Source organism: Pseudomonas sp. B424 (genome assembly GCF_055408345.1).
Genome location: NZ_JBUZTL010000003.1, coordinates 185,442 through 206,562, shown reverse-complemented (window position 1 = coordinate 206,562; position 21,121 = coordinate 185,442). Strand labels below are relative to the sequence as shown.

28 protein-coding genes are annotated in these 21,121 nt (G+C 59.9%); 17 read left to right on the top strand and 11 right to left on the bottom strand.

Annotated features, from left to right (window positions below; all coding sequences use genetic code 11):
- The first annotated feature begins 68 nt into the window (after window positions 1-68).
- The 5 genes from ACZRMS_RS05700 to ACZRMS_RS05680 all read left to right on the top strand — a co-directional run bounded on the left by ACZRMS_RS05700 (window position 69) and on the right by ACZRMS_RS05680 (window position 3,956).
- Window positions 69-641 (top strand): YqgE/AlgH family protein, encoded by a 573-nt coding sequence (locus tag ACZRMS_RS05700; protein ID WP_463994475.1) that lies wholly within the window; start codon window positions 69-71, stop codon window positions 639-641.
- Window positions 641-1,081, top strand: coding sequence for a Holliday junction resolvase RuvX (gene ruvX / locus ACZRMS_RS05695; RefSeq protein WP_463994474.1), 441 nt, complete (start codon window positions 641-643; stop codon window positions 1,079-1,081). Before ACZRMS_RS05700 ends, ruvX begins: the two co-directional genes overlap by 1 nt.
- Window positions 1,082-1,164: 83 nt before the next feature.
- Window positions 1,165-1,671 carry a bifunctional pyr operon transcriptional regulator/uracil phosphoribosyltransferase PyrR gene (pyrR, locus tag ACZRMS_RS05690; RefSeq protein WP_463994473.1) on the top strand — a complete coding sequence of 169 codons (507 nt, stop codon included), beginning with the start codon at window positions 1,165-1,167 and terminating at the stop codon, window positions 1,669-1,671.
- 12 nt (window positions 1,672-1,683) lie between these two features.
- On the top strand, window positions 1,684-2,688 hold the full coding sequence (locus ACZRMS_RS05685; RefSeq protein WP_048361252.1) for an aspartate carbamoyltransferase catalytic subunit: 1,005 nt from the start codon (window positions 1,684-1,686) through the stop codon (window positions 2,686-2,688).
- Complete coding sequence (locus tag ACZRMS_RS05680) at window positions 2,685-3,956, top strand: dihydroorotase (protein ID WP_463994472.1); 1,272 nt, start codon at window positions 2,685-2,687, stop codon at window positions 3,954-3,956. Before ACZRMS_RS05685 ends, ACZRMS_RS05680 begins: the two co-directional genes overlap by 4 nt.
- Window positions 3,957-4,019: 63 nt before the next feature.
- On the opposite strand, the gene ACZRMS_RS05675 is transcribed toward ACZRMS_RS05680, so the two are convergent.
- Window positions 4,020-4,436 (bottom strand): NINE protein, encoded by a 417-nt coding sequence (locus ACZRMS_RS05675; RefSeq protein ID WP_048361254.1) that lies wholly within the window; start codon window positions 4,434-4,436, stop codon window positions 4,020-4,022.
- The gene (locus ACZRMS_RS05670) at window positions 4,433-4,705 is read right to left on the bottom strand and encodes a hypothetical protein (RefSeq protein WP_463994471.1); all 273 of its coding nucleotides are present in this window, start codon (window positions 4,703-4,705) and stop codon (window positions 4,433-4,435) included. The genes ACZRMS_RS05675 and ACZRMS_RS05670 overlap by 4 nt, the downstream gene beginning before the upstream one ends.
- On the opposite strand from ACZRMS_RS05670, the gene ACZRMS_RS05665 reads away from it, so the two are divergent.
- Window positions 4,689-5,348 carry a C40 family peptidase gene (locus tag ACZRMS_RS05665; protein ID WP_463994470.1) on the top strand — a complete coding sequence of 220 codons (660 nt, stop codon included), beginning with the start codon at window positions 4,689-4,691 and terminating at the stop codon, window positions 5,346-5,348. The genes ACZRMS_RS05670 and ACZRMS_RS05665 overlap by 17 nt on opposite strands.
- A 115-nt stretch (window positions 5,349-5,463) precedes the next feature.
- On the opposite strand, the gene ACZRMS_RS05660 is transcribed toward ACZRMS_RS05665, so the two are convergent.
- Complete coding sequence (locus ACZRMS_RS05660; protein WP_463994469.1) at window positions 5,464-6,456, bottom strand: type IV pilus twitching motility protein PilT; 993 nt, start codon at window positions 6,454-6,456, stop codon at window positions 5,464-5,466.
- A 57-nt stretch (window positions 6,457-6,513) separates the two neighbouring features.
- On the opposite strand from ACZRMS_RS05660, the gene ACZRMS_RS05655 reads away from it, so the two are divergent.
- The 10 genes from ACZRMS_RS05655 to ACZRMS_RS05610 all read left to right on the top strand — a co-directional run bounded on the left by ACZRMS_RS05655 (window position 6,514) and on the right by ACZRMS_RS05610 (window position 13,484).
- Window positions 6,514-7,200 carry a YggS family pyridoxal phosphate-dependent enzyme gene (locus tag ACZRMS_RS05655; RefSeq protein WP_463994468.1) on the top strand — a complete coding sequence of 229 codons (687 nt, stop codon included), beginning with the start codon at window positions 6,514-6,516 and terminating at the stop codon, window positions 7,198-7,200.
- A gap of 33 nt (window positions 7,201-7,233) precedes the next feature.
- Window positions 7,234-8,052: a pyrroline-5-carboxylate reductase gene (gene proC / locus ACZRMS_RS05650; RefSeq protein WP_463994467.1), complete on the top strand. Its 819-nt coding sequence runs from the start codon at window positions 7,234-7,236 to the stop codon at window positions 8,050-8,052.
- A gap of 10 nt (window positions 8,053-8,062) precedes the next feature.
- The gene (locus ACZRMS_RS05645) at window positions 8,063-8,650 is read left to right on the top strand and encodes a YggT family protein (protein ID WP_463994466.1); all 588 of its coding nucleotides are present in this window, start codon (window positions 8,063-8,065) and stop codon (window positions 8,648-8,650) included.
- Window positions 8,650-8,940, top strand: coding sequence for a DUF167 domain-containing protein (locus ACZRMS_RS05640; protein ID WP_463994465.1), 291 nt, complete (start codon window positions 8,650-8,652; stop codon window positions 8,938-8,940). Before ACZRMS_RS05645 ends, ACZRMS_RS05640 begins: the two co-directional genes overlap by 1 nt.
- A 188-nt stretch (window positions 8,941-9,128) precedes the next feature.
- A complete protein-coding gene (gene metX / locus ACZRMS_RS05635) occupies window positions 9,129-10,268 on the top strand; it encodes a homoserine O-succinyltransferase MetX (protein WP_463994464.1) in 1,140 nt (379 codons plus the stop codon).
- A 7-nt stretch (window positions 10,269-10,275) separates the two neighbouring features.
- Entirely contained in the window at window positions 10,276-10,896 is a 621-nt protein-coding gene (gene metW, locus ACZRMS_RS05630) for a methionine biosynthesis protein MetW (protein WP_133075164.1), read from the top strand.
- A gap of 25 nt (window positions 10,897-10,921) precedes the next feature.
- Window positions 10,922-11,344 (top strand): DUF4426 domain-containing protein, encoded by a 423-nt coding sequence (locus ACZRMS_RS05625; RefSeq protein ID WP_463994463.1) that lies wholly within the window; start codon window positions 10,922-10,924, stop codon window positions 11,342-11,344.
- Window positions 11,344-11,940, top strand: coding sequence for an RdgB/HAM1 family non-canonical purine NTP pyrophosphatase (rdgB, locus tag ACZRMS_RS05620; protein WP_463994462.1), 597 nt, complete (start codon window positions 11,344-11,346; stop codon window positions 11,938-11,940). Before ACZRMS_RS05625 ends, rdgB begins: the two co-directional genes overlap by 1 nt.
- On the top strand, window positions 11,937-13,151 hold the full coding sequence (gene hemW / locus ACZRMS_RS05615; protein WP_463994461.1) for a radical SAM family heme chaperone HemW: 1,215 nt from the start codon (window positions 11,937-11,939) through the stop codon (window positions 13,149-13,151). Before rdgB ends, hemW begins: the two co-directional genes overlap by 4 nt.
- Before the next feature lie 9 nt (window positions 13,152-13,160).
- Window positions 13,161-13,484: a DUF3392 domain-containing protein gene (locus ACZRMS_RS05610; protein WP_463994460.1), complete on the top strand. Its 324-nt coding sequence runs from the start codon at window positions 13,161-13,163 to the stop codon at window positions 13,482-13,484.
- A gap of 147 nt (window positions 13,485-13,631) precedes the next feature.
- Here the strand turns inward: ACZRMS_RS05610 and trmB are convergent, their stop codons facing one another.
- The 4 genes from trmB to ACZRMS_RS05590 all read right to left on the bottom strand — a co-directional run bounded on the left by trmB (window position 13,632) and on the right by ACZRMS_RS05590 (window position 15,867).
- Window positions 13,632-14,354 (bottom strand): tRNA (guanosine(46)-N7)-methyltransferase TrmB, encoded by a 723-nt coding sequence (gene trmB / locus ACZRMS_RS05605; protein ID WP_463994459.1) that lies wholly within the window; start codon window positions 14,352-14,354, stop codon window positions 13,632-13,634.
- Between the two features lie 9 nt (window positions 14,355-14,363).
- Window positions 14,364-15,158, bottom strand: coding sequence for a thiazole synthase (locus ACZRMS_RS05600; RefSeq protein WP_048361267.1), 795 nt, complete (start codon window positions 15,156-15,158; stop codon window positions 14,364-14,366).
- 56 nt (window positions 15,159-15,214) lie between these two features.
- On the bottom strand, window positions 15,215-15,415 hold the full coding sequence (thiS, locus tag ACZRMS_RS05595; protein ID WP_016782550.1) for a sulfur carrier protein ThiS: 201 nt from the start codon (window positions 15,413-15,415) through the stop codon (window positions 15,215-15,217).
- Between the two features lie 80 nt (window positions 15,416-15,495).
- Window positions 15,496-15,867: a DUF423 domain-containing protein gene (locus ACZRMS_RS05590; protein ID WP_048361268.1), complete on the bottom strand. Its 372-nt coding sequence runs from the start codon at window positions 15,865-15,867 to the stop codon at window positions 15,496-15,498.
- Window positions 15,868-15,911: 44 nt separating this feature from the next.
- Between ACZRMS_RS05590 and mtgA the strand changes: the two genes are divergently transcribed.
- Window positions 15,912-16,667, top strand: a complete 756-nt coding sequence (gene mtgA, locus ACZRMS_RS05585; protein WP_463994458.1) for a monofunctional biosynthetic peptidoglycan transglycosylase — start codon at window positions 15,912-15,914, stop codon at window positions 16,665-16,667.
- Between the two features lie 190 nt (window positions 16,668-16,857).
- On the opposite strand, the gene rpoH is transcribed toward mtgA, so the two are convergent.
- The 4 genes from rpoH to ftsY form a co-directional block, all read right to left on the bottom strand.
- On the bottom strand, window positions 16,858-17,712 hold the full coding sequence (gene rpoH / locus ACZRMS_RS05580; protein ID WP_004419731.1) for an RNA polymerase sigma factor RpoH: 855 nt from the start codon (window positions 17,710-17,712) through the stop codon (window positions 16,858-16,860).
- Between the two features lie 114 nt (window positions 17,713-17,826).
- The gene (gene ftsX, locus ACZRMS_RS05575) at window positions 17,827-18,849 is read right to left on the bottom strand and encodes a permease-like cell division protein FtsX (RefSeq protein WP_463994457.1); all 1,023 of its coding nucleotides are present in this window, start codon (window positions 18,847-18,849) and stop codon (window positions 17,827-17,829) included.
- A complete protein-coding gene (ftsE, locus tag ACZRMS_RS05570) occupies window positions 18,846-19,517 on the bottom strand; it encodes a cell division ATP-binding protein FtsE (protein ID WP_004419735.1) in 672 nt (223 codons plus the stop codon). Before ftsE ends, ftsX begins: the two co-directional genes overlap by 4 nt.
- Window positions 19,514-20,962, bottom strand: a complete 1,449-nt coding sequence (gene ftsY / locus ACZRMS_RS05565) for a signal recognition particle-docking protein FtsY (protein ID WP_463994456.1) — start codon at window positions 20,960-20,962, stop codon at window positions 19,514-19,516. The genes ftsE and ftsY overlap by 4 nt, the downstream gene beginning before the upstream one ends.
- Between the last annotated feature and the right edge of the window lie 159 nt (window positions 20,963-21,121).

Genomic DNA, 21,121 nt, shown 5'->3' with positions numbered 1-21,121 from the left:
CCACAAAGACCCAGTAATATTAAGCTTCAAACTTGTCAGTTCACGTTGCCAGCGCCACACTAATACTCATGAAGAACCACGCCCCGACCTACCTCAAGCATCAATTCCTGATCGCCATGCCGCAGATGGCTGACCCGGCCTTTGCCCAGACCTTGACCTACATCGTCGAGCACACGGCCAATGGGGCCATGGGGCTGGTGGTCAACCGCCCGCTGGAGCTGAACCTGGCGGATATTCTTGAGCAGTTGCGCCCGGAAAAACTCTCTTCGCCCCTCTGCCAGCACGTACCGATTTATGGCGGCGGGCCGGTGATGATTGACCGTGGTTTTGTGCTGCACCCCTCGGGCATCAGCTTTGATGCCACGGCCGAACTCGACGACGGACTGGCCCTGAGCACGTCCGCCGATGTGCTGTTCAGCATTGCTGACGGGCGCGGCCCGCACCGCAGCCTGATTTGCCTGGGCTATGCCGGGTGGGAACCTGGCCAACTGGAGGCCGAGCTGGCCGACAACGCATGGCTGACCTGCCCGTATTCCGCCCACATTCTGTTTGAAACCCCAAGCGAGCTGCGCCTCGACGCGGCCGCCAAACACCTCGGAGTGAACCTCAATTTGCTAACCCGTCAAGCAGGCCATTCCTGATGGCCAGCCTTCGCTTACTGCTGGGCTTCGACTACGGCACACGATCCATCGGCGTGGCTGTCGGCCAGATGATTACCGGCCAGGCCCGCGAGCTGTGCAACTTGAAAGCCGAAAACGGCATCCCGAAATGGGAAGAGATCGAAAAACTGATCAAGGAATGGCAGCCCGATGCGATGGTGGTCGGCATGCCCCTGAACATGGACGGCACTCCGAGCGAGTTCTGCGCCCGGGCGCAAAAATTTGCCAACCGCCTCAATGGCCGCTTCAATCTGCCGGTGTTTACCCATGATGAACGCCTGACCACCTTCGAGGCCAAGGGCGAACGCCGGGCCCAGGGCGGCCAGCGCGGCACTTACCGCGACAACCCCGTTGATGCCATCGCCGCCAAGCTGGTGCTTCAAGGCTGGCTCGACGCAAACCCGGCTCAATCTCAAGACTGACCCTGCGTTCGTATGAATGACGCGCCTCATTGTTTGCGCCCGCCGCTGCACGCTCTGCTGCCCGGGCCTTTTAAGGAGCCACCATGATCCTGCCTGTCCCCGCTGAACTGATTTCTCAGATGGCCCTCGACCTCAAGGCCCATCTGGCCCGTCGCGGTATCACCGAGCCACGTTTTATCGGTATCCGCACCGGCGGTATCTGGGTTGCCCAGGCGCTGTTGCGCGCCCTGAACAGTGACGCACCGCTGGGCACCCTGGACGTGTCGTTCTATCGCGATGACTTCAGCCAGAACGGCCTGCACCCGCAAGTGCGCCCTTCCGAGCTGCCGTTTGAAATCGAAAACCAGCACCTGGTGCTGATCGACGATGTGCTGATGAGCGGTCGTACCATCCGCGCCGCACTCAACGAATTGTTCGACTATGGTCGTCCGGCCAGTGTGACCCTGGTCAGCCTCCTGGACCTGGACGCTGCCGAGCTGCCGATCCGCCCGGATGTGGTGGGGGCAACCTTGTCACTCAAACCGTCCGAGCGGGTAAAATTGTCCGGCCCGCAACCACTGACACTCGAACTTCAAGACCTCGCCCTCTAAGAGACCATTGCGATGACGCCTACAGACGCCAAGCGCCCGCTGCAGCTCAATGATCAGGGCCAGCTGCGCCACTTTCTGTCGCTCGACGGTTTGCGCCGTGAGCTGCTGACTGAAATTCTCGACACCGCTGACTCGTTCCTCGAAGTCGGCGCCCGGGCGGTGAAAAAAGTCCCGTTGCTGCGCGGCAAGACCGTGTGCAACGTGTTCTTTGAAAACTCCACCCGCACCCGCACCACCTTTGAGATGGCCGCCCAGCGCCTGTCTGCCGACGTGATCACGCTGAACGTGTCCACCTCGTCCGCGAGCAAGGGCGAAACCCTGCTCGACACCCTGCGCAACCTTGAAGCCATGGCCGCCGACATGTTCGTGGTGCGCCACGGCGACTCCGGCGCCGCGCACTTCATCGCCGAGCACGTGTGCCCGCAGGTCGCGATCATCAACGGTGGCGACGGCCGCCATGCGCACCCGACCCAAGGCATGCTCGACATGCTGACCATCCGCCGGCACAAGGGCAGCTTTGAAAACCTGTCGGTGGCAATCGTCGGCGACATCCTGCACTCGCGGGTGGCGCGCTCGAACATGATCGCCCTCAAGACCCTCGGCTGCCCGGATATCCGTGTGATCGCGCCCAAAACCCTGCTGCCGATCGGCATCGAGCAATACGGCGTGAAGGTTTACACCGACATGACCGAAGGCCTGAAAGACGTCGACGTGGTCATCATGCTGCGCTTGCAGCGCGAGCGTATGTCGGGCGGCCTGCTGCCGAGCGAAGGCGAGTTCTACCGTCTGTTCGGCCTGACCACTGCCCGCCTGGCCGGAGCCAAACCGGACTGCATCGTGATGCACCCGGGCCCGATCAACCGCGGGGTCGAGATTGAATCGGCGGTAGCCGATGGCCCGCAATCGGTCATTCTCAACCAGGTCACCTACGGTATCGCCGTGCGCATGGCCGTGTTGTCCATGACCATGAGCGGGCAAACCGCCCAGCGCCAATTCGAACAGGAGAACGCCCAGTGAAGCTCAGCATTCTCGGCGCCCGCGTGATTGATCCGACCAGCCAACTGGATCAAGTGACTGACCTGCATCTGGAAGCCGGCAAAATCATTGCCATTGGCGCAGTGCCAGCCGGTTTCACCCCTAGCCGGATCATCAAGGCCAAAGGCCTGGTGGCCGCTCCCGGACTGGTTGACCTGAATGTCGCCCTGCGCGAGCCGGGTTACAGCCGCAAAGGCACCATTGCCAGCGAAACCCGCGCAGCTGCGGCCGGTGGCGTCACCAGCCTGTGCTGCCCGCCGCACACCAAACCAGTCCTGGACACCTCCGCGGTCGCCGAGCTGATCCTTGACCGTGCCCGTGAAGCCGGTAACTGCAAAGTGTTCCCGATCGGGGCACTGAGCAAAGGCCTGGAGGGCGAGCAGCTGGCAGAGCTGATTGCGCTGCGTGACGCCGGTTGCGTCGCCTTCGGCAACGGCCTCAACAGTTTCACCAACACCCGCACCCTGTGCCGGGCGCTGGAATACGCCGCGACGTTCGACCTGACGGTGATCTTCCACTCCCAGGACCGCGACCTGGCCGAAGGCGGCATTGCCCACGACGGCCCGATGGCGGCATTCCGCGGTTTGCCGGGCATTCCTGAAACTGCCGAAACCGTGGCCCTGGCCCGCGACCTGCTGCTGGTTGAGCAAAGCGGCGTGCGGGCGCACTTCAGCCAGCTGACCAGCGCCCGGGGCGTGGCCCTGATCGCCCAGGCCCAGGCGCGTGGCCTGAAAGTCACGGCCGACGTGGCCTTGTACCAGCTGATCCTGACAGATGAAGCGCTGGTGGATTTCTCCAGCGTTTATCACGTGCAACCGCCGCTGCGCACCCGTGCCGACCGCGACGGTCTGCGCGAGGCAGTGAAGTCGGGTGTGGTGCAAGCCATCTCCAGCCATCACCAGCCTCACGAACGCGACGCCAAACTGGCACCCTTCGGTGCGACCGAGCCGGGCATGAGCAGTGTTGAACTGCTGCTGCCGCTGGCCATGACCCTGGTGGAAGACGGTTTGCTTGATTTGCCGACACTGCTTGCGCGCCTCAGCGCAGGCCCGGCTCAGGCCCTGCGACTGCCTGCCGGCAAGCTGGCGGTGGGTGCGCCTGCGGACCTGGTACTGTTTGATCCGGCGGCCTCGACCGTAGCCGGTGAAACTTGGCTTTCCAAAGGCGACAACTGCGCGTTCCTCGGCCATTGCCTGCCGAGTGCCGTTCTTTACACGCTGGTGGATGGCCGGATCAGTTACGAAGGCTGAAATCCTGATGTGCCCCTGTGGGAGCGGGCTTGCCGGCTCCCACAGGGTTTAATGTGCAACTGCTTAACGACGCTCGGCATTCTTGATCGAGATCTGTTCGTTCAAGGTCCAGAAGTCATAAAGGATACCGATCAGGAACAAACCACCGGTGAACAGGTAGATGATCCCCGTGATCCATTTGCCCATGTACATGCGGTGTACGCCGAACAACCCCAGAAACGTCAGCAGAATCCAGGCCACGCTGTAGTCGGTGTCACCTGAAGTGAAACGCAGGTCGGCTTCACGATCCATGCTCGGGATCAGGAACAGGTCGATCAACCAGCCAATACCCAGCAAGCCCAAGGTAAAAAACCAGATCGTCCCGGTCACCGGCTTGCCGTAATAGAAGCGGTGCGCTCCCAGAAAACCAAAAATCCACAGCAAATAGCCCAGCACTTTGCTGTGAGTATCGCGCTGTACATCATCTCGATAGCCGCTCATAAATGCCCTCTTTGCTGCTGATAGAAAAATATTGTGGTTTTTTTTGTGACTTTTTTACTGTCACGTAACAGGTAAAGGTGTCTTGCAGGAATTGGCGCAAAGCCTTGTAGTACCTGACTTGCACCGTTGCCATGTGACAATTTGCCACCACGTTTGCGGAATTTGACCCCATAGTCCAACCGACAAATGGCCTGAGAAAGGACAAAAAAGCTGTTATAAAGTTTCGCGTTTATAACCATTGAGCCCTGCCGAATGCGTCCTATATTCAAGACATGGCTAACCATTTGCCTATTATTGCCACTGGCCGCCCACGCCACCAATCGTGAGCAACATCTTCCTTCAGGCTTCACTGGCTACACCGCAAAATCATCTGCGAACGCCACCGTTGTCGCCTCTGACAGCAAGACTACGAGCAAAACCGTAGCACGTCCTGCGTCCAGTAAAGCCCACCGCCAAGCCCCCGGCAAAATTGCGACCGCTTCACTGGCCGCCGCGAACAAGCAGAGCAGCACGGTTTTGAGCCGTGCAGTGAACGTGCTGGGCACCCCTTATCGTTGGGGCGGCAGCAGCCCAAGTAAAGGGTTTGACTGCAGCGGGCTGGTCAAATACGCCTTTAACGACGTGTCGGCAGTCGATTTGCCTCGCACTTCCAGCGAAATGGCCAGCGGTCATGGGCAAAAGGTCGAACGCAAGGATCTGAAACCAGGCGACTTGCTGTTTTTCAACATCAAGAGCCGCAAGGTCAACCACGTCGCCATCTACCTGGGCAACGACCGGTTTATCCATGCTCCTCGTCGCGGCAAATCCGTGACCATCGACACCCTGAAAAAGCCTTACTGGCAGAGCCATTACGTGGTTGCCAAGCGTGTATTGCCTAAAGAGAAAGCCACGCTGCAGGTTGTGCAACGCTAAAGCGCTGCTTCTGATCTGTGGGAGCGGGCTTGCTAGCGACTGGAGCGCTGCGGTTTACCTGCTGAACCGCGCAGCCTGAATCGCGAGCAAGCCCGCTCCCACAAAAACCACCCAGTTATTGGGTCACCCCCTGCTCTCTCAGCCTGTTCAGGCTCATCTCCAGCGTCTGCATGCCTAGCGCCCCGCCGGTCTGGATCGCAGAAACCATCTGCGCCACCTTGTTTTCACGGATCAGATTACGGATCGCAGGTGTAACCCGCATGACCTCATGCGCCGCTACCCGCCCCCCGCCCTTCTTCTTGACCAGCGTCTGGCAAATCACCGCCTGCAGTGACTCCGACAGCATGGAGCGCACCATCGCCTTCTCTTCAGCCGGGAACACGTCCACCACCCGGTCAATGGTCTTGGCCGCCGAAGGCGTGTGCAGGGTGGCAAACACCAGATGCCCGGTTTCTGCCGCCGTCAGCGCCAGCCGGATGGAGTCCAGATCGCGCATCTCGCCCAGCATGATTACGTCCGGGTCTTCGCGCATGGCCGAACGCAACGCCGCAGCAAAGCTATGGGTGTCGCGATGCACCTCGCGCTGGTTGATCAGGCATCGGCGTGACTCGTGGATAAACTCAATCGGATCTTCAATGGTGAGAATGTGCTGCTGGCGGGTGCTGTTGAGGTGATCGATCATTGCCGCCAGGGTCGTGGTCTTCCCCGAGCCGGTCGGCCCCGTGACCAGCACCAGCCCGTGCGGCATGTGGCAGAACTGGCTGAATACTTCGCCCAGGCCAAGTGATTCAAGGCTCGGCACCACCTGGGCAATGCTGCGAAAAACAGCCCCCGCACCGCGTTGCTGTTCGAAGGCATTCACCCGGAAGCGTCCCAAACCGGGCACCACGCATGAAAAATCCTCCTCGTGATGCGACTCAAACCCCAGGCGCTGGGTGTCAGTCATCACGCTGTGGATAAGCTCACGCACCTCACCGGGCGCCAACTCGGGCAGCCCGCTGCGCCTGACTTCGCCATCGATGCGCAGCATGGGCTCCACACCTGCCGACAGGTGCACGTCCGAAGCCCCGTGATTGACGCCAAACGCCAACAGGTCGGCGATATCCATCCCCCCTCCCAATTCCAGTAGAATGCCGCAGACTTTCACAACGGCGGGCTTAAACGAATGTCCACGATAGCAGGCAACATTGCGCTGGTTGAGGCTCGCATCCGTGCAGCTGCACTGGCTGTGCAACGTGATGTAACGAGCATTCACCTGCTCGCTGTCAGCAAGACCAAACCTGCCGCCGCGCTGCGTGAAGCCTATGCCGCAGGGGTTCGCGACTTTGGCGAAAACTACCTGCAGGAAGCCCGCGCCAAACAGCTTGAATTAGCCGACCTGCCCTTGAGTTGGCACTTCATCGGCCCCATTCAATCGAACAAGACGCGCGATATTGCCGAGCATTTTGCGTGGGTGCATTCCGTGGACCGGCTCAAAATTGCCCAGCGTTTGTCTGAACAACGCCCGGCAGAACTGCCGCCGCTCAACATCTGCATACAGGTCAATGTCAGTGGTGAAGCCAGCAAATCGGGCTGCACCCCGGCAGACTTGCCTGCACTGGCAAACGCTATCAGTGCGCTGCCACGCCTGAAGTTGCGCGGCTTGATGGCAATACCGGAACCGACCGAAGACCGCGCCGAACAAGACGCCGCTTTCGCGACCGTTCGCCAATTGCAAGAAAGCCTGAACCTGGGGCTCGACACGCTTTCCATGGGCATGAGCCACGATCTTGAATCGGCCATTGCCCAAGGCGCCACCTGGGTGCGTATTGGTACGGCACTCTTCGGCGCCCGCGACTACGGCCAGGCCTGAGAAGACCGACCTCATTTTTTATAAGGATCTGTTATGAGCAAGACGCGTATTGCCTTTATCGGAGCCGGCAACATGGCTACCAGCCTGATCGGCGGCCTGTTGGCCAAAGGTCTGGATGCTGCACAGATCCGCGCCAGCGATCCGGGCGCCGAGACTCGGGCCAAAGTGGCAGCCGAGCAGGGCATCGAACTGTTTGCCGACAACGCACAGGCCATTCAGGGCGCCGATGTGATTGTGATCGCGGTCAAGCCCCAGGCCATGAAGGCCGTGTGCCAGGACCTGCGCCCGCATCTGTTGCCGCATCAACTGCTGGTGTCGATTGCCGCAGGCATCACCTGCGCCAGCCTGCTTAACTGGCTGGGCAGCCAACCGCTGGTGCGCTGCATGCCCAATACCCCGGCACTGCTGGGCAAGGGCGTGAGCGGTCTGTTCGCCACCTCCGACGTGAGCGCCGAGCAACGCCAGCAGGCCGACCAGCTGTTAAGCGCCGTGGGCGTTGTGGTGTGGGTTGAGACTGAAGCACAGATCGATGCCGTGACCGCTGTGTCTGGCAGTGGCCCGGCGTATTTCTTCCTGCTGATCGAGGCGATGACCGACGCTGGCGTCAAACTCGGCCTGCCCCGCGAAGTGGCCAAGCAGCTTGCCGAGCAAACTGCGCTGGGCGCCGCGCACATGGCCGTGGGCAGCGATGTCGACGCCGCCGAATTGCGCCGCCGCGTGACCTCGCCAGCCGGGACCACCGAAGCCGCGATCAAATCATTCCAGGCCGATGGTTTTGCAACCATGGTCGAAAAAGCATTGAGTGCCGCCGCGCACCGCTCGGCCGAAATGGCCGAACAACTGGGTCAATAAGGAGCACATGATGTCCGGACTTAATGGCGCTGCCATTTTTGTAATTCAAACCCTGGGTAGCCTCTACCTGCTGATCGTCCTGCTGCGGTTCATCCTGCAACTGGTACGTGCCAACTTCTACAACCCGCTGTGCCAGTTCACGGTCAAGGCTACGCAGCCACTGCTCAAGCCTTTGCGCCGCGTGATCCCGAGCGTGTTCGGCCTGGACATGTCGTCACTGGTGCTGGCCATCGTCGTACAAATGGTGATCTTCGCCGTCGTGCTGACACTCAGCTACATGTCGTTCAACGTGCTGGGCCTGCTGGCCTGGGCGATCATCGGCGTGACCGCGCTGTTTTTGAAGGTGTTCTTCTTCGCCCTGATCATCAGCGTGATCCTGTCGTGGGTTGCACCGGGCAGCACCAGCCCGGGCGCTGAACTGGTCAACCAGATCACCGAACCTGCGCTGGCACCCTTGCGCCGCTTCCTGCCAAGCATGGGCGGCCTGGATATCTCGCCGATCCTGGCATTCATGTTGATCCAGCTGATCCAGAGCTTCGTGATCCCGCCATTGGCCATGTACGTCGGCATGCCGGTCGTGTTGTTCGGCCTGATCTGATGAGCTACTTCCGCTGGGACGGCGAGGACCTGATTCTCGACTGTCACCTGCAACCCAAGGCCAGCAGCGATGAGTTTGCCGGCCTGCACGGTGACCGCCTGAAAATCCGCCTCACCGCCCCACCGGTAGAAGGCAAGGCCAATGCCCACCTGACGGCTTTTCTGGCCAAGGCATTCGGCATCTCGAAAAGCCAGGTAAGCCTGATCAGCGGCGAACTCAACCGGCAGAAACGGGTGCGGGTGCACGCCCCGAAAAAACTGCCGGATTTGCCGGGGCTGGCCAGACCCTGAACCTGTGGGAGCGGGCTTGCTCGCGATGGCATCAACTCAATCAGGCAGATACACCGTGCTGCCTGTATCGCGAGCAAGCCTGCTCCTACATCGTTTGCACACACGTCATAAAATCAGCCCAGACCATTGCTTGCTGCTGGGTCCCACGCTCATTAGACTTACGCCTCATTTAAATGAGAGCAGGGTCGATGCCAGCTGCCTTTCCCCCCGATTCCGTTGGTCTGGTTGTGCCGCAAACTGCGCACTTCAACGAGCCCCTGGCTTTAGCCTGCGGCCGCTCACTGCCTGCCTATGACCTGATTTACGAAACCTACGGCCAGCTCAATGCCACGGGCAGCAATGCCGTGCTGATCTGTCACGCGCTGTCCGGGCACCACCACGCGGCGGGCTTTCACAGCGTCGACGAGCGCAAGCCCGGCTGGTGGGACAGCTGCATCGGCCCCGGCAAGCCGATTGATACCAACAAGTTCTTTGTCGTCAGCCTGAACAACCTTGGCGGCTGCAACGGCTCTACCGGCCCGAGCAGCATCAACCCCGAAACCGGCCGCCCGTTTGGCGCCGAGTTCCCGGTACTGACCGTTGAAGACTGGGTGCACAGCCAGGCACGTCTGGCTGACCGGTTGGGTATCAACCAATGGGCGGCCGTGATCGGTGGCAGCCTGGGCGGCATGCAGGCCTTGCAGTGGAGCATCAGCTACCCGGATCGCCTGCGCCATTGCCTGGCCATTGCTTCTGCGCCAAAGCTGTCCGCGCAAAATATCGCGTTCAATGAAGTCGCCCGTCAGGCAATCCTCACCGACCCCGAATTCCACGGCGGTTCGTTCCAGGAAAAAGGCCTGATCCCCAAGCGCGGCCTGATGCTGGCGCGCATGGTGGGGCACATCACTTACCTGTCCGATGACTCGATGGGCGAGAAGTTCGGCCGGGGGCTGAAGAACGAAAACCTCAACTACGACTTCCACAGCGTGGAGTTCCAGGTCGAGAGCTACCTGCGCTATCAGGGCGAAGAGTTCTCCGGGCGCTTCGACGCCAATACCTACCTGTTGATGACCAAGGCGCTGGACTACTTCGACCCGGCGGCCAATTTCGACGACGACCTGGCCAAAACCTTTGCCGGGGCCAAGGCGCGTTTCTGCGTGATGTCGTTCACCACCGACTGGCGCTTCTCGCCGGCCCGTTCGCGGGAACTGGTGGATGCACTGATGGCCGCGAAAAAAGACGTGTGCTACCTGGAGATCGATGCTCCGCAAGGCCATGACGCCTTCCTGATCCCGATCCCCCGCTACCTGCAAGCCTTCAGCAATTACATGAACCGCATAGAACTGTGAGAACGCCATGAGAGCCGACCTGGAAATCATCCAAGACTGGATCCCCGCCGGCAGCCGCGTGCTCGACCTCGGTTGTGGTGATGGCGAACTGCTGAGCTGGCTGCGCGATAACAAGCAAGTCACCGGCTACGGCCTGGAAAACGACCCGGACAACATCGCCGAGTGTGTCGCCAAAGGGATCAACGTTATCGAGCAAGACCTCGACAAGGGCCTGGGCAACTTCGCCAGCAACAGTTTCGACATCGTGGTTATGACCCAGGCGCTGCAAGCCGTGCATTACCCCGACCGGATCCTCGACGAAATGCTGCGCGTGGGTCGCCAGTGCATCATCACCTTCCCCAACTTCGGTCACTGGCGCTGCCGCTGGTACCTGGCCAGCAAGGGACGGATGCCGGTATCCGACTTTTTGCCCTACACCTGGTACAACACGCCGAACATCCACTTCTGCACCTTCGAAGACTTCGAGGCACTGTGTCGCGGGCGTGAAGCACGCGTGATCAACCGCCTTGCCGTAGATCAACAACACCGACACGGGTGGGCGAGCAAGATATGGCCTAACCTGTTGGGCGAGATTGGCATTTATCGTGTCAGCAGCCCTGGCCTTCAGGATCATCAGGTCGCGGTTTAAATCAGCGAGCTCAAGGAGAAAGACAATGATGGGTCGTATTGGATTACTACTGCTTTCGATGTGTTTTGGCATGCAGGCAATGGCGGCCGGAGCCCTGGTCGTCGGCCAGACAAAAGTGAATTACAACGCCTACATGTCGGACTTCCTGTCCCCCGCCATCGCCCAAAAGTACAAGCTGGAACGCAGCAAACAGCTCGGCGGGCTGAACATCAACCTGGACACGGCCGGTAAAAAAGTCGCCAGTACGATCAAAGGTACCGTGCGCGCAGAGGGCGAGAAAAAAGCCATCCCCCTGACCTTCAAGCAAGTGATCGATGACAGCGGCGCGATCGATTATTTCGCCCAGTTCCCGGTCAATAAGCCTCAAACCTTTGTTTTTGACATTGAGCTCAAGATCAACGGCGAAACTTCAGACTTAAAATTCTCTCAACTGGTCGCTCCGCTCTAATGATGAACATCACGCAATTGGTACTGGCTAGCCATAACGCCGGCAAACTCAAAGAACTTCAGGCCATGCTCGGCGAGTCGGTGCAACTGCGCTCGATTGGAGAATTCAGCAGCGTCGAACCGGATGAAACCGGTTTGTCGTTTGTTGAAAACGCGATTCTTAAAGCCCGCAACGCGGCGCGTATCTCGGGGCTGCCAGCACTGGCTGACGACTCGGGGCTGGCTGTGGACTTTCTCGGCGGCGCGCCGGGTATTTACTCGGCGCGTTATGCCGACGGCAAGGGTGATGCGGCAAACAACGCCAAACTGCTCGACGCCCTCAAGGACGTGCCCGAAGCCGAGCGTGGCGCGCAGTTCGTGTGCGTGCTGGCGTTGGTGCGCCATGCCGATGATCCACTGCCAATTATCTGTGAGGGCCTGTGGCAAGGCCGCATCCTGCCTGCCGCCAGTGGCGGGCACGGTTTTGGTTACGACCCGCTGTTCTGGGTACCCGAGCGCAACTGCTCCAGCGCCGAACTGAGCCCCAACGAAAAGAACCAGCTGAGCCATCGCGCCCGCGCCATGGTCATGCTGCGTCAGCGCTTGGGCCTGAAATGACCCACGACACACCTCCCCAGCCGCTCTATCTCAGTGAGGCTGGCTTTACTCAGCAGGCGCCGCGCGCGCCGCTGACGCAACTGCCGCCGCTGTCGCTGTACATCCATATTCCGTGGTGCGTGCGCAAATGCCCGTATTGCGACTTCAACTCCCATACCGCCAGCCCCGTACTGCCTGAAGACGAATACGTCGACGCGCTGCTGGCCGACCTCGATCAAGACCTGCACGCCGTGTATGGCCGTGAGCTGAGCTCGATCTTTTTCGGCGGCGGCACCCCGAGCCTGTTCAGCGCCCAGGCGCTGGGCCGTCTGCTCAAAGGGGTTGAAGCCCGCATTCCGTTCGCCGGCGACATCGAAATCACCCTCGAAGCCAACCCCGGTACCTTCGAGCAGGAAAAGTTCGTGGCCTACCGCAAGCTGGGGATCAATCGCCTGTCGATTGGTATCCAGAGCTTCCAGGAACAAAAGCTCAAGGCCCTGGGCCGTATCCACAATGGTGACGAAGCCGTACGTGCGGCCGGTATGGCCCGCCAGGCGGGCTTTGACAACTTCAACCTGGACCTGATGCACGGTTTGCCCGATCAGTCGCTGGACGATGCCCTGAGCGACCTGCGCCAGGCTATCGCCCTCAAGCCGACGCACCTGTCGTGGTATCAGCTGACCCTGGAGCCCAACACGGTGTTCTGGAACCAGCCACCGACCCTGCCCGAAGACGACACACTGTGGGACATCCAGGAAGCCGGCCAGGCGCTGCTCGCCGAACACGGTTACACCCAGTACGAAGTCTCGGCTTATGCCCAGCCCGGTCGCCCGGCGCGGCACAACCTCAACTACTGGAGCTTTGGCGACTTTATCGGCATCGGCGCCGGTGCCCACGGCAAACTGAGCCATCCCGATGGCCGTATCCAGCGCACCTGGAAAACCCGCCTACCAAAGGACTACCTCAATCCAGCCAAAAACTTTCAGGCAGGCGAGAAAACACTTACAGCCGAAGAACTACCCTTTGAGTTTCTAATGAACGCCTTGCGCCTGACCGATGGCGTCGACTCTGCGCTTTACCCCCAGCGCACAGGACTGGCGCTCGATAGCCTGAAAACAGGACGCGAAGCTGCCGAACAAAGTGGCTTATTGCAGGTCGAACCGTCACGTCTGGCGGCAACTGCCCGAGGCCAGCTGTTTCTCAACGACTTGCTGCAGCACTTTTTGACCTAAGGAACTCGAATGGACTTGGTACTCGACCTGCTTGCCACCGTATCGCGCTGGAGCCGCAGCCACCTCTCGGAGATCGCTCTGGCCCTGATTGGCTGCTTGCTGGTGCTGTTTGGTGCCGATTTCAAGGGTTGGGTCGAGCAACGCCTGGGCAGCATCGCCGGGGCCCTGCGCGTGCCATTGATGGCATTGTTGTGCCTGATCGGCAGCGGTGCCGCCTTGATCTACGCCACGCCGTGGGTCGAACGCGGTCTGAGCCAGTTCAATAACTACAGCCTGGCGCCGGTGTTGTTGGTTGTACTGGTGTTGATCGGGGTTGTTGCGGATCGGCGCTGAGACCACATAACCGCTGTGGGAGCGGGCTTGCTCGCGACAGTATCGCCGGGGTCGGCAGGTAGACCGCGCCATATGCATCGCGAGCAAGCCCGCTCCCACATCTTGACCGGCCCCAAAGCGGGGTGAGGCCGGTATCAGAAAAACCGCTTACGCCAGTTTTTCGAACTTCAAGTCCCACACGCCATGACCCAGACGTTCGCCGCGGCGTTCGAACTTGGTCACCGGCCGCTCTGGTGGACGCGGCACGCACAGGCCATCTTCGGCCAGGTTGCGGTAGCCCGGGGCGACGTTCATCACTTCCAGCATGTATTCAGCATACGGTTCCCAGTCGGTAGCCATGTGCAGCACGCCGCCAACCTTGAGCTTGGAGCGCACCAGTTCAGCGAAGGACGCTTGCACGATCCGGCGCTTGTGGTGACGGCTCTTGTGCCAAGGGTCCGGAAAGAACAACAGCAGACGGTCAAGGCTATTGTCGGCCACGCAACGGGTCAGGACTTCGATCGCATCGCAATCGTAAACCCGCAGATTGGTCAGGCCCTGGGTCAGTACGCCATTGAGCAGCGCGCCAACACCCGGGCGGTGAACCTCTACACCAATGAAGTCCTGCTCAGGCGAAGAAGCCGCCATTTCCAGCAGGGAATGGCCCATGCCAAAGCCGATTTCCAGAGTTCGCGGCGCCGAGCGACCGAACACCTGATCGAAATCGACCGGCGCGTCAGCCAGCGGCAGTACGTACAGTGGCGTGCCTTGATCCAGGCCGCGTTGCTGGCCTTCGGTCATGCGCCCGGCGCGCATCACAAAACTCTTGATGCGACGGTGTTGGCGATCTTCGCCTTCTTCCGGGATTGGGGTGTCTAGTGATTCAGTCATCAGTGGCTCTTACTTGATCAGACCATCCAGCGGCGAAGAGGCGCTGGCATAGAGTTTTTTCGGCATGCGCCCGGCCAGATACGCCAGACGGCCCGCCACAATGGCGTGCTTCATGGCTTCGGCCATGATGATCGGGTGCTGGGCGTTGGCGATGGCCGAGTTCATCAGCACCGCCTCACAGCCCATTTCCATGGCGATGGTCGCGTCGGAGGCAGTACCGACACCCGCATCGACCAGCACCGGGATTTTTGCTTCTTCCAGGATGATTCGCAGGTTGTAAGGGTTACAGATCCCCAAACCGGTGCCAATCAGGCCGGCCAGCGGCATCACGGCGATACAGCCCATGGCTTCAAGCTCGCGGGCAATGATCGGGTCATCACTGGTGTAAACCATCACGTCGAAACCGTCCTTGACCAGAATCTCGGCGGCCTTGAGGGTTTCGATGACGTTAGGGAACAGGGTTTTCTGGTCGGCCAGTACTTCGAGCTTGACCAGCTTGTGCCCGTCGAGCAGTTCGCGGGCCAGGCGACAGGTCCGCACGGCTTCTACCGCGTCATAGCAACCGGCGGTGTTGGGCAGGATGGTGTAGCGATCCGGCGGCAACACGTCGAGCAGGTTCGGCTCACCCGGGTTCTGCCCGATGTTGGTACGGCGCACAGCAACGGTGACGATTTCAGCACCCGAGGCCTCGATGGCCAGGCGGGTTTCTTCAAGGTCACGGTACTTGCCGGTGCCCACCAGCAGACGCGACTGGTAAGTACGGCCGGCCAGGATAAAAGGCTTGTCGCTGCGAACGTTGCTCATCGGGAATCCTCTTTAATTGTGTGCACTGTGGGGCGAGCATGACGCGGGGGCAAAACCTAGCCGCCACCGATGGCGTGCACCACTTCGACCTGATCGCCTGCTTTGAGTACCGTCTCGGCGTGCTGGCTGCGCGGGACAATGTCCAGGTTCAGCTCGACCGCAACCCTGCGGCCGGTCAGCTCCTGACGTGCCAGCAGGTCCGCAACGGTCTCACCGTCCGGTAGTTCAAAGGATTCACCGTTCAACTGAATGAGCATGCGCGACGCTGCCTTCATTTTAAGGGGCCAGCATTCTAGCCCGATCAGTCAGGTCGACCCAAGCCATTCATCTTGTGGTCTCAGCTCAGGCGCCAGGCGGCCAGCCCCAAACACAGCCAGCCCGCCAGAAATGCCAGCCCGCCGAAGGGAGTAATGATCCCCAGCTTGCTCACGCCGGTCATGGTCAGCAGGTACAGACTGCCGGAAAACAGCACGATCCCCAGGGCGAAACAGATACCGGCCCAGGTCACGAGACGGCCGGGCAGATGGGTGGCAAGCAGAGCCACGCCGAACAGGGCCAGGGTGTGTACCAATTGGTAGGTTACGCCGGTATGGAAAATGGCCAGGTATTGCTCAGTCAGACGACCTTTCAGGCCATGGGCCGCAAAAGCCCCCAGAGCAACGCCGGTGAAGCCGAAGAACGCGGCCAGCATCAAAAAAGTGCGCAACATGGGTAACTCCAGTCAGGATCATCGAAGGGCGCAGGGTCTGTATAATGGCCCGCTCAACGGGTTCGGCCAAGCCATCTATGCTGCGTTTTCTTGTTCATCGCTTTCTTAAAGCCCTGCTCTGGTTCGCAGTGGGCAGCGCATTGCTGGTACTGGTTTTGCGCTGGATACCACCCCCCGGTACCGCGTTGATGGTCGAGCGCAAGATCGATTCGTGGCTCGACGGTGAGCCCATCGACCTGCAACGCAGCTGGCGGCCCTGGGATGAAATCTCCAACGAGCTGAAAGTTGCGGTCATTGCCGGCGAAGACCAGAAATTCCCTGACCACTGGGGCTTTGACTTCAGTGCCATTCGGGCCGCCCTGGTACACAACGGGGAAGGCGGCACGTTGCGCGGCGCCAGCACCTTGAGCCAGCAAGTGTCGAAAAACCTGTTCCTGTGGTCGGGCCGCAGCTGGTTGCGCAAGGGGCTGGAAGCCTGGTTCACCGGGCTGATTGAAGTGCTCTGGCCCAAGCAGCGGATTCTTGAGGTGTACCTCAACAGCGCGGAATGGGATGAAGGCGTGTTCGGCGCCGAGGCAGCGGCGCAGCATCACTTTGGTGTCAGCGCCAAAAACCTTTCGCGTCAGCAGGCCAGTTATCTGGCGGCGGTACTGCCCAGCCCGCTGAACTGGAGCGCCGGCCACCCCAGCACCTACGTGAGCCGCCGCGCAGGCTGGATCCGCCAGCAAATGCGCCAATTGGGCGGGGATAGCTACCTCGACAACCTGAACAACTCGCGCAAGGCGCCCTGGGCTGACTGAAGCTGCACATGAGTTTGTGGGAGCGGGCTTGCTCGCGATGCGGAGCACTCGGTTTGTCAGGCAAACCGCAGTGATGACATCGCGAGCAAGCCCGCTCCCACACGATCTGCGCCGTAGAATGAACGCAACTGCAACACAAACAAAAACGCCCCGACTCTTGCGAGCCGGGGCATTTTTTTATCGGACCGGATTAGGCGGCAATCGACAGTTTGAGCTTGTTCATCGCGCTTTTTTCGAGCTGACGAATCCGCTCTGCAGACACGTTGTACTTCTGTGCCAGGTCATGCAGCGTGGCTTTCTCTTCAGCCAGCCAGCGCTGATACAGAATGTCACGGCTGCGGTCGTCCAGTACTTCCAGCGCTTCATGCAGGTTGCTGGTGGAGTTATCGGTCCAGTCAGCATCTTCCAGTTGGCGCGCCGGGTCGTACCGGTGGTCTTCCAGATAGTTGGCTGGCGACTGGAACGCACTGTCGTCGTCAGCTTCGGCCGCCGGGTCGAACGCCATGTCATGGCCGGTCAGGCGGCTTTCCATCTCGCGGACTTCACGAGGCTCTACGCCAAGGCTTTCAGCCACACGATGAACTTCATCGTTGTTCAGCCAGGCCAGACGTTTTTTCTGGCTGCGCAGGTTGAAGAACAGTTTGCGCTGAGCCTTGGTGGTCGCGACTTTCACGATCCGCCAGTTACGCAGGATGAACTCATGGATCTCTGCCTTGATCCAGTGCACCGCGAACGACACCAGACGTACGCCCATTTCAGGGTTAAAGCGTTTGACCGCCTTCATCAGGCCGACGTTGCCTTCCTGGATCAGGTCTGCCTGAGCCAGGCCATAGCCCGAATAGCTACGGGCAATGTGTACAACAAAACGCAGGTGGGCGAGCACCATCTGCCGAGCCGCCCCCAAATCCTGCTCATAGTAGAGACTCTCGGCCAGTTCACGCTCCTGCTCCGGTGTCAGCAATGGAATGCTGTTCACCGTATTTACATAGGCCTCAAGGTTCGCACCAGGGACCAACGCATACGCAGGTTGCAAAGAAGTGGTCATACGAAAAAACCTCCGTCTTACATAACTCGTGCAGTTCAGCACTGCGAAAGTTGACCGGAAACCTGGAAAAAAGTTCCCAAAAAAAGCTGAAAAGGTCAACAGGTGTAAAAGAAACTACTTAGGCGAAAGCTCACGTAAGTGACGCGCTACTGCAATCCATGCACCGATATACCCTAACAGCACCGCGCCAAGCAAGAGAGACAGACCATCGGCTACCGGCACACCGGCCAAGGCAAAATTGCTGCCGTACAACCCGGCCAGTCCCACAACCGCGTCGTTGAGCCAGTTCAAGCCGAATGCCAAAACGCCCCAGGACAATACACCCGCACCAAAACCATAAAGTGCGCCCATATACAGAAACGGCCTGCGCACATAGCTGTCCGTACCACCGACCAGCTTGATGACTTCGATTTCGATGCGACGGTTTTCGATATGCAAACGAATCGTATTACCGATAACCAGCAGCAAAGCCGATACCAGCAATACCGTCAAGCCAAACACAAAACGATCACCCAATTTCAGGATGGCCGCCAAGCGCTCGACCCAGACTAGATCAAGTTGAGCCTGTTGCACCTGCGGCAGCTCCGAAAGACGCTCGCGGAGGGCTTCAAGGGTGGCTTTATCGACCTCATCGGGGGTCACCAGCACCACGCCCGGCAACGGGTTATCGGGCAGTTCCTTAAGCGCTTCGCCCAACCCTGACTGCTGCTGGAACTCTTCGAGGGCTTTTTCGCGGCTGATGAATTCAGCGTCAGCCACCCCTGCCATACCTTTTATCTGATCGCTGAGTTTTTCACCTTGTTCGCTGCTGGCATCTATATGCAAGTACAGCGAGATCTGCGCCGCACGCTGCCAAGAACCGCCCAGGCGCTCGACGTTGTTGAGCAACAACGACAAGCCCATGGGCAAGCTCAGGGCAACCGCCATCACCAGACAGGTAAAAAAACTGCCGATCGGCTGCTTGCCCAAACGGCGCAGGCTGTCGAGCAGGCTGGCGCGGTGGGACTCAACCCAGGCGTTGAACAACATCCCGAAACCGGGACCGTCATCATCGTCGTGTTTTTTCTTCGGTGGCTGCGGATCGGCAGCCTTGGGCGCTACGCGCTCGGAGACCTTGGAACTACGGGTTGCACTCATTGCGCGGCCTCCCCGTCACCGATCAATCGTCCGCGCTGCAAGGTCAGCATGCGGTGGCGCATACGCGCGATCAGCGCCAGGTCATGGCTGGCAATCAGTACGCTGGTACCCAAACGGTTGATGTCTTCGAATACGCCCATGATTTCCGCCGCCAGACGCGGGTCGAGGTTACCGGTAGGTTCATCGGCCAGCAGCAAGGCCGGGCGATGGACGATGGCCCGGGCAATGCCGACGCGCTGTTGCTGACCCGTGGACAAGTCGCCGGGGTACAGGTCGGTTTTGTCCGACAGCGCTACGCGCTCCAGTGCCGAGTCGACACGCTTGGCGATTTCCGGCTTGGACAACCCGAGAATTTGCAGCGGCAGGGCGACGTTGTTGAACACCGTGCGATCAAACAGCAACTGGTGGTTCTGAAACACCACGCCGATCTGGCGACGCAAGAAAGGAATCTGCGCGTTGCTGATCTGACCCAGGTCCTGCCCCGCCAGCAGCAATTTGCCAGTGGTAGGGCGCTCCATCGCCAGCAACAGGCGCAGCAAGGTACTTTTGCCTGCGCCGGAGTGGCCGGTTACAAAGAGGAACTCGCCGCGGCGGACCCGAAAGCTCAGCTCGTGCAGGCCCACGTGTCCATTTGGATAGCGCTTACCGACCTGCTCGAAACGAATCATGGACGCTCCCGCTCCGCAAATAGAGCCTGGACAAAGGGTTCGGACTCAAAATCACGCAAATCATCGATGCCTTCACCCACCCCGATATAACGAATCGGAATGTTGAATTGCTTGGCCAGGGCGAAAATCACCCCGCCCTTGGCCGTGCCATCAAGCTTGGTCAGCGCCAGGCCTGTGACCTCAACGGTCTGATTGAATTGCTTGGTCTGGTTGATAGCGTTTTGCCCGGTACCGGCATCCAGCACCAGCAGCACTTCGTGCGGGGCATCTTCGTCGAGCTTGCCCATCACGCGGCGAACTTTTTTCAGCTCTTCCATCAGGTTGTCTTTGGTGTGCAGGCGCCCGGCGGTATCGGCAATCAACACGTCGATGCCGCGGGCCTTGGCCGCCTGTACGGCGTCGAAAATCACCGAAGCCGAGTCCGCGCCCGTGTGCTGGGCAATTACCGGGATATTGTTGCGCTCGCCCCACACCTGCAACTGCTCGACAGCAGCAGCGCGGAAGGTATCACCGGCCGCCAGCATGACTTTTTTGCCTTCCAGCTGCAGCTTTTTCGCCAGTTTGCCGATGGTGGTGGTTTTACCCGCACCGTTGACGCCCACCACCAAAATCACGAACGGCTTGTTGGTAGCTTCGATTTTCAGCGGTTTTTCAACAGGGTTGAGCATGGCAGCCAGCTCGGCCTGCAACGATTTGTACAACGCATCGGCATCGGTCAGTTGCTTGCGGGCAACCTTCTGCGTGAGGTTCTTGATAATCACCGACGTTGCTTCAACGCCCACATCGGCAGTCAGCAAGCGGGTTTCGATCTCTTCGAGCAAATCGTCATCGATGGTCTTTTTGCCCAGAAACAGGCTGGCCATGCCTTCGCCGATACTGGCGCTGGTCTTGGACAGGCCCTGTTTGAGGCGGGCGAAGAAGCCGGTTTTCGGCTCAGCCGTGACAGCTACCGCTGCTACCGGAGCAGGCACCACCACCGGAGCTACGACCGGCTCTGGCTCTGGCTCTGGCTCTGGCTCTGGCTCTGGCTCTGCGATGGTTTCAACCACCTCGGGCACTTCAACCACAGGTTCAGGGGCGATCACCAGCTCGGGAGCAAAGACCTCAGGTTCAGGGATCGGCGGCACGACATGCGGCGCCTGCACGTCGACAACCAGTGCTACCGGCTCTTCGGGAACAGGCAGCGGCGGCCATGGCGTCGGCTCATGGGCGACAGTCGGCTCAATGGCTGGCTCAACCGCGGGTGCAGCGGCCACCACAACCACTTCGGGCGTTGCCTCGACGACCACAGGAGCGGCCTCAATCAACGGCTCGGGGGTGATTTCAGGGGCAGGCGCGGGCTGTTCCACCACGGGTTCCTGCGGCTTTCTGCGCAGCCATCCGAACAGGCCTTTTTTCTCGCCAGCCGCAGCTGGGTTCTTCTTGTCGTCGTTGGAACCAAACATGGAGGACGGCTATCTCATCGTAGCGACGCGCCACTGTGGCGCCCCGGCAAATAATATTCGGTGTGATACAGACTGTTCTTTTGCCAGCTTGTTCGCACGCAACTTGCTCCCGAGGGTAAAGCACACCTCGGAAATTTCGTCTTAACTCGGGTCTGGAAC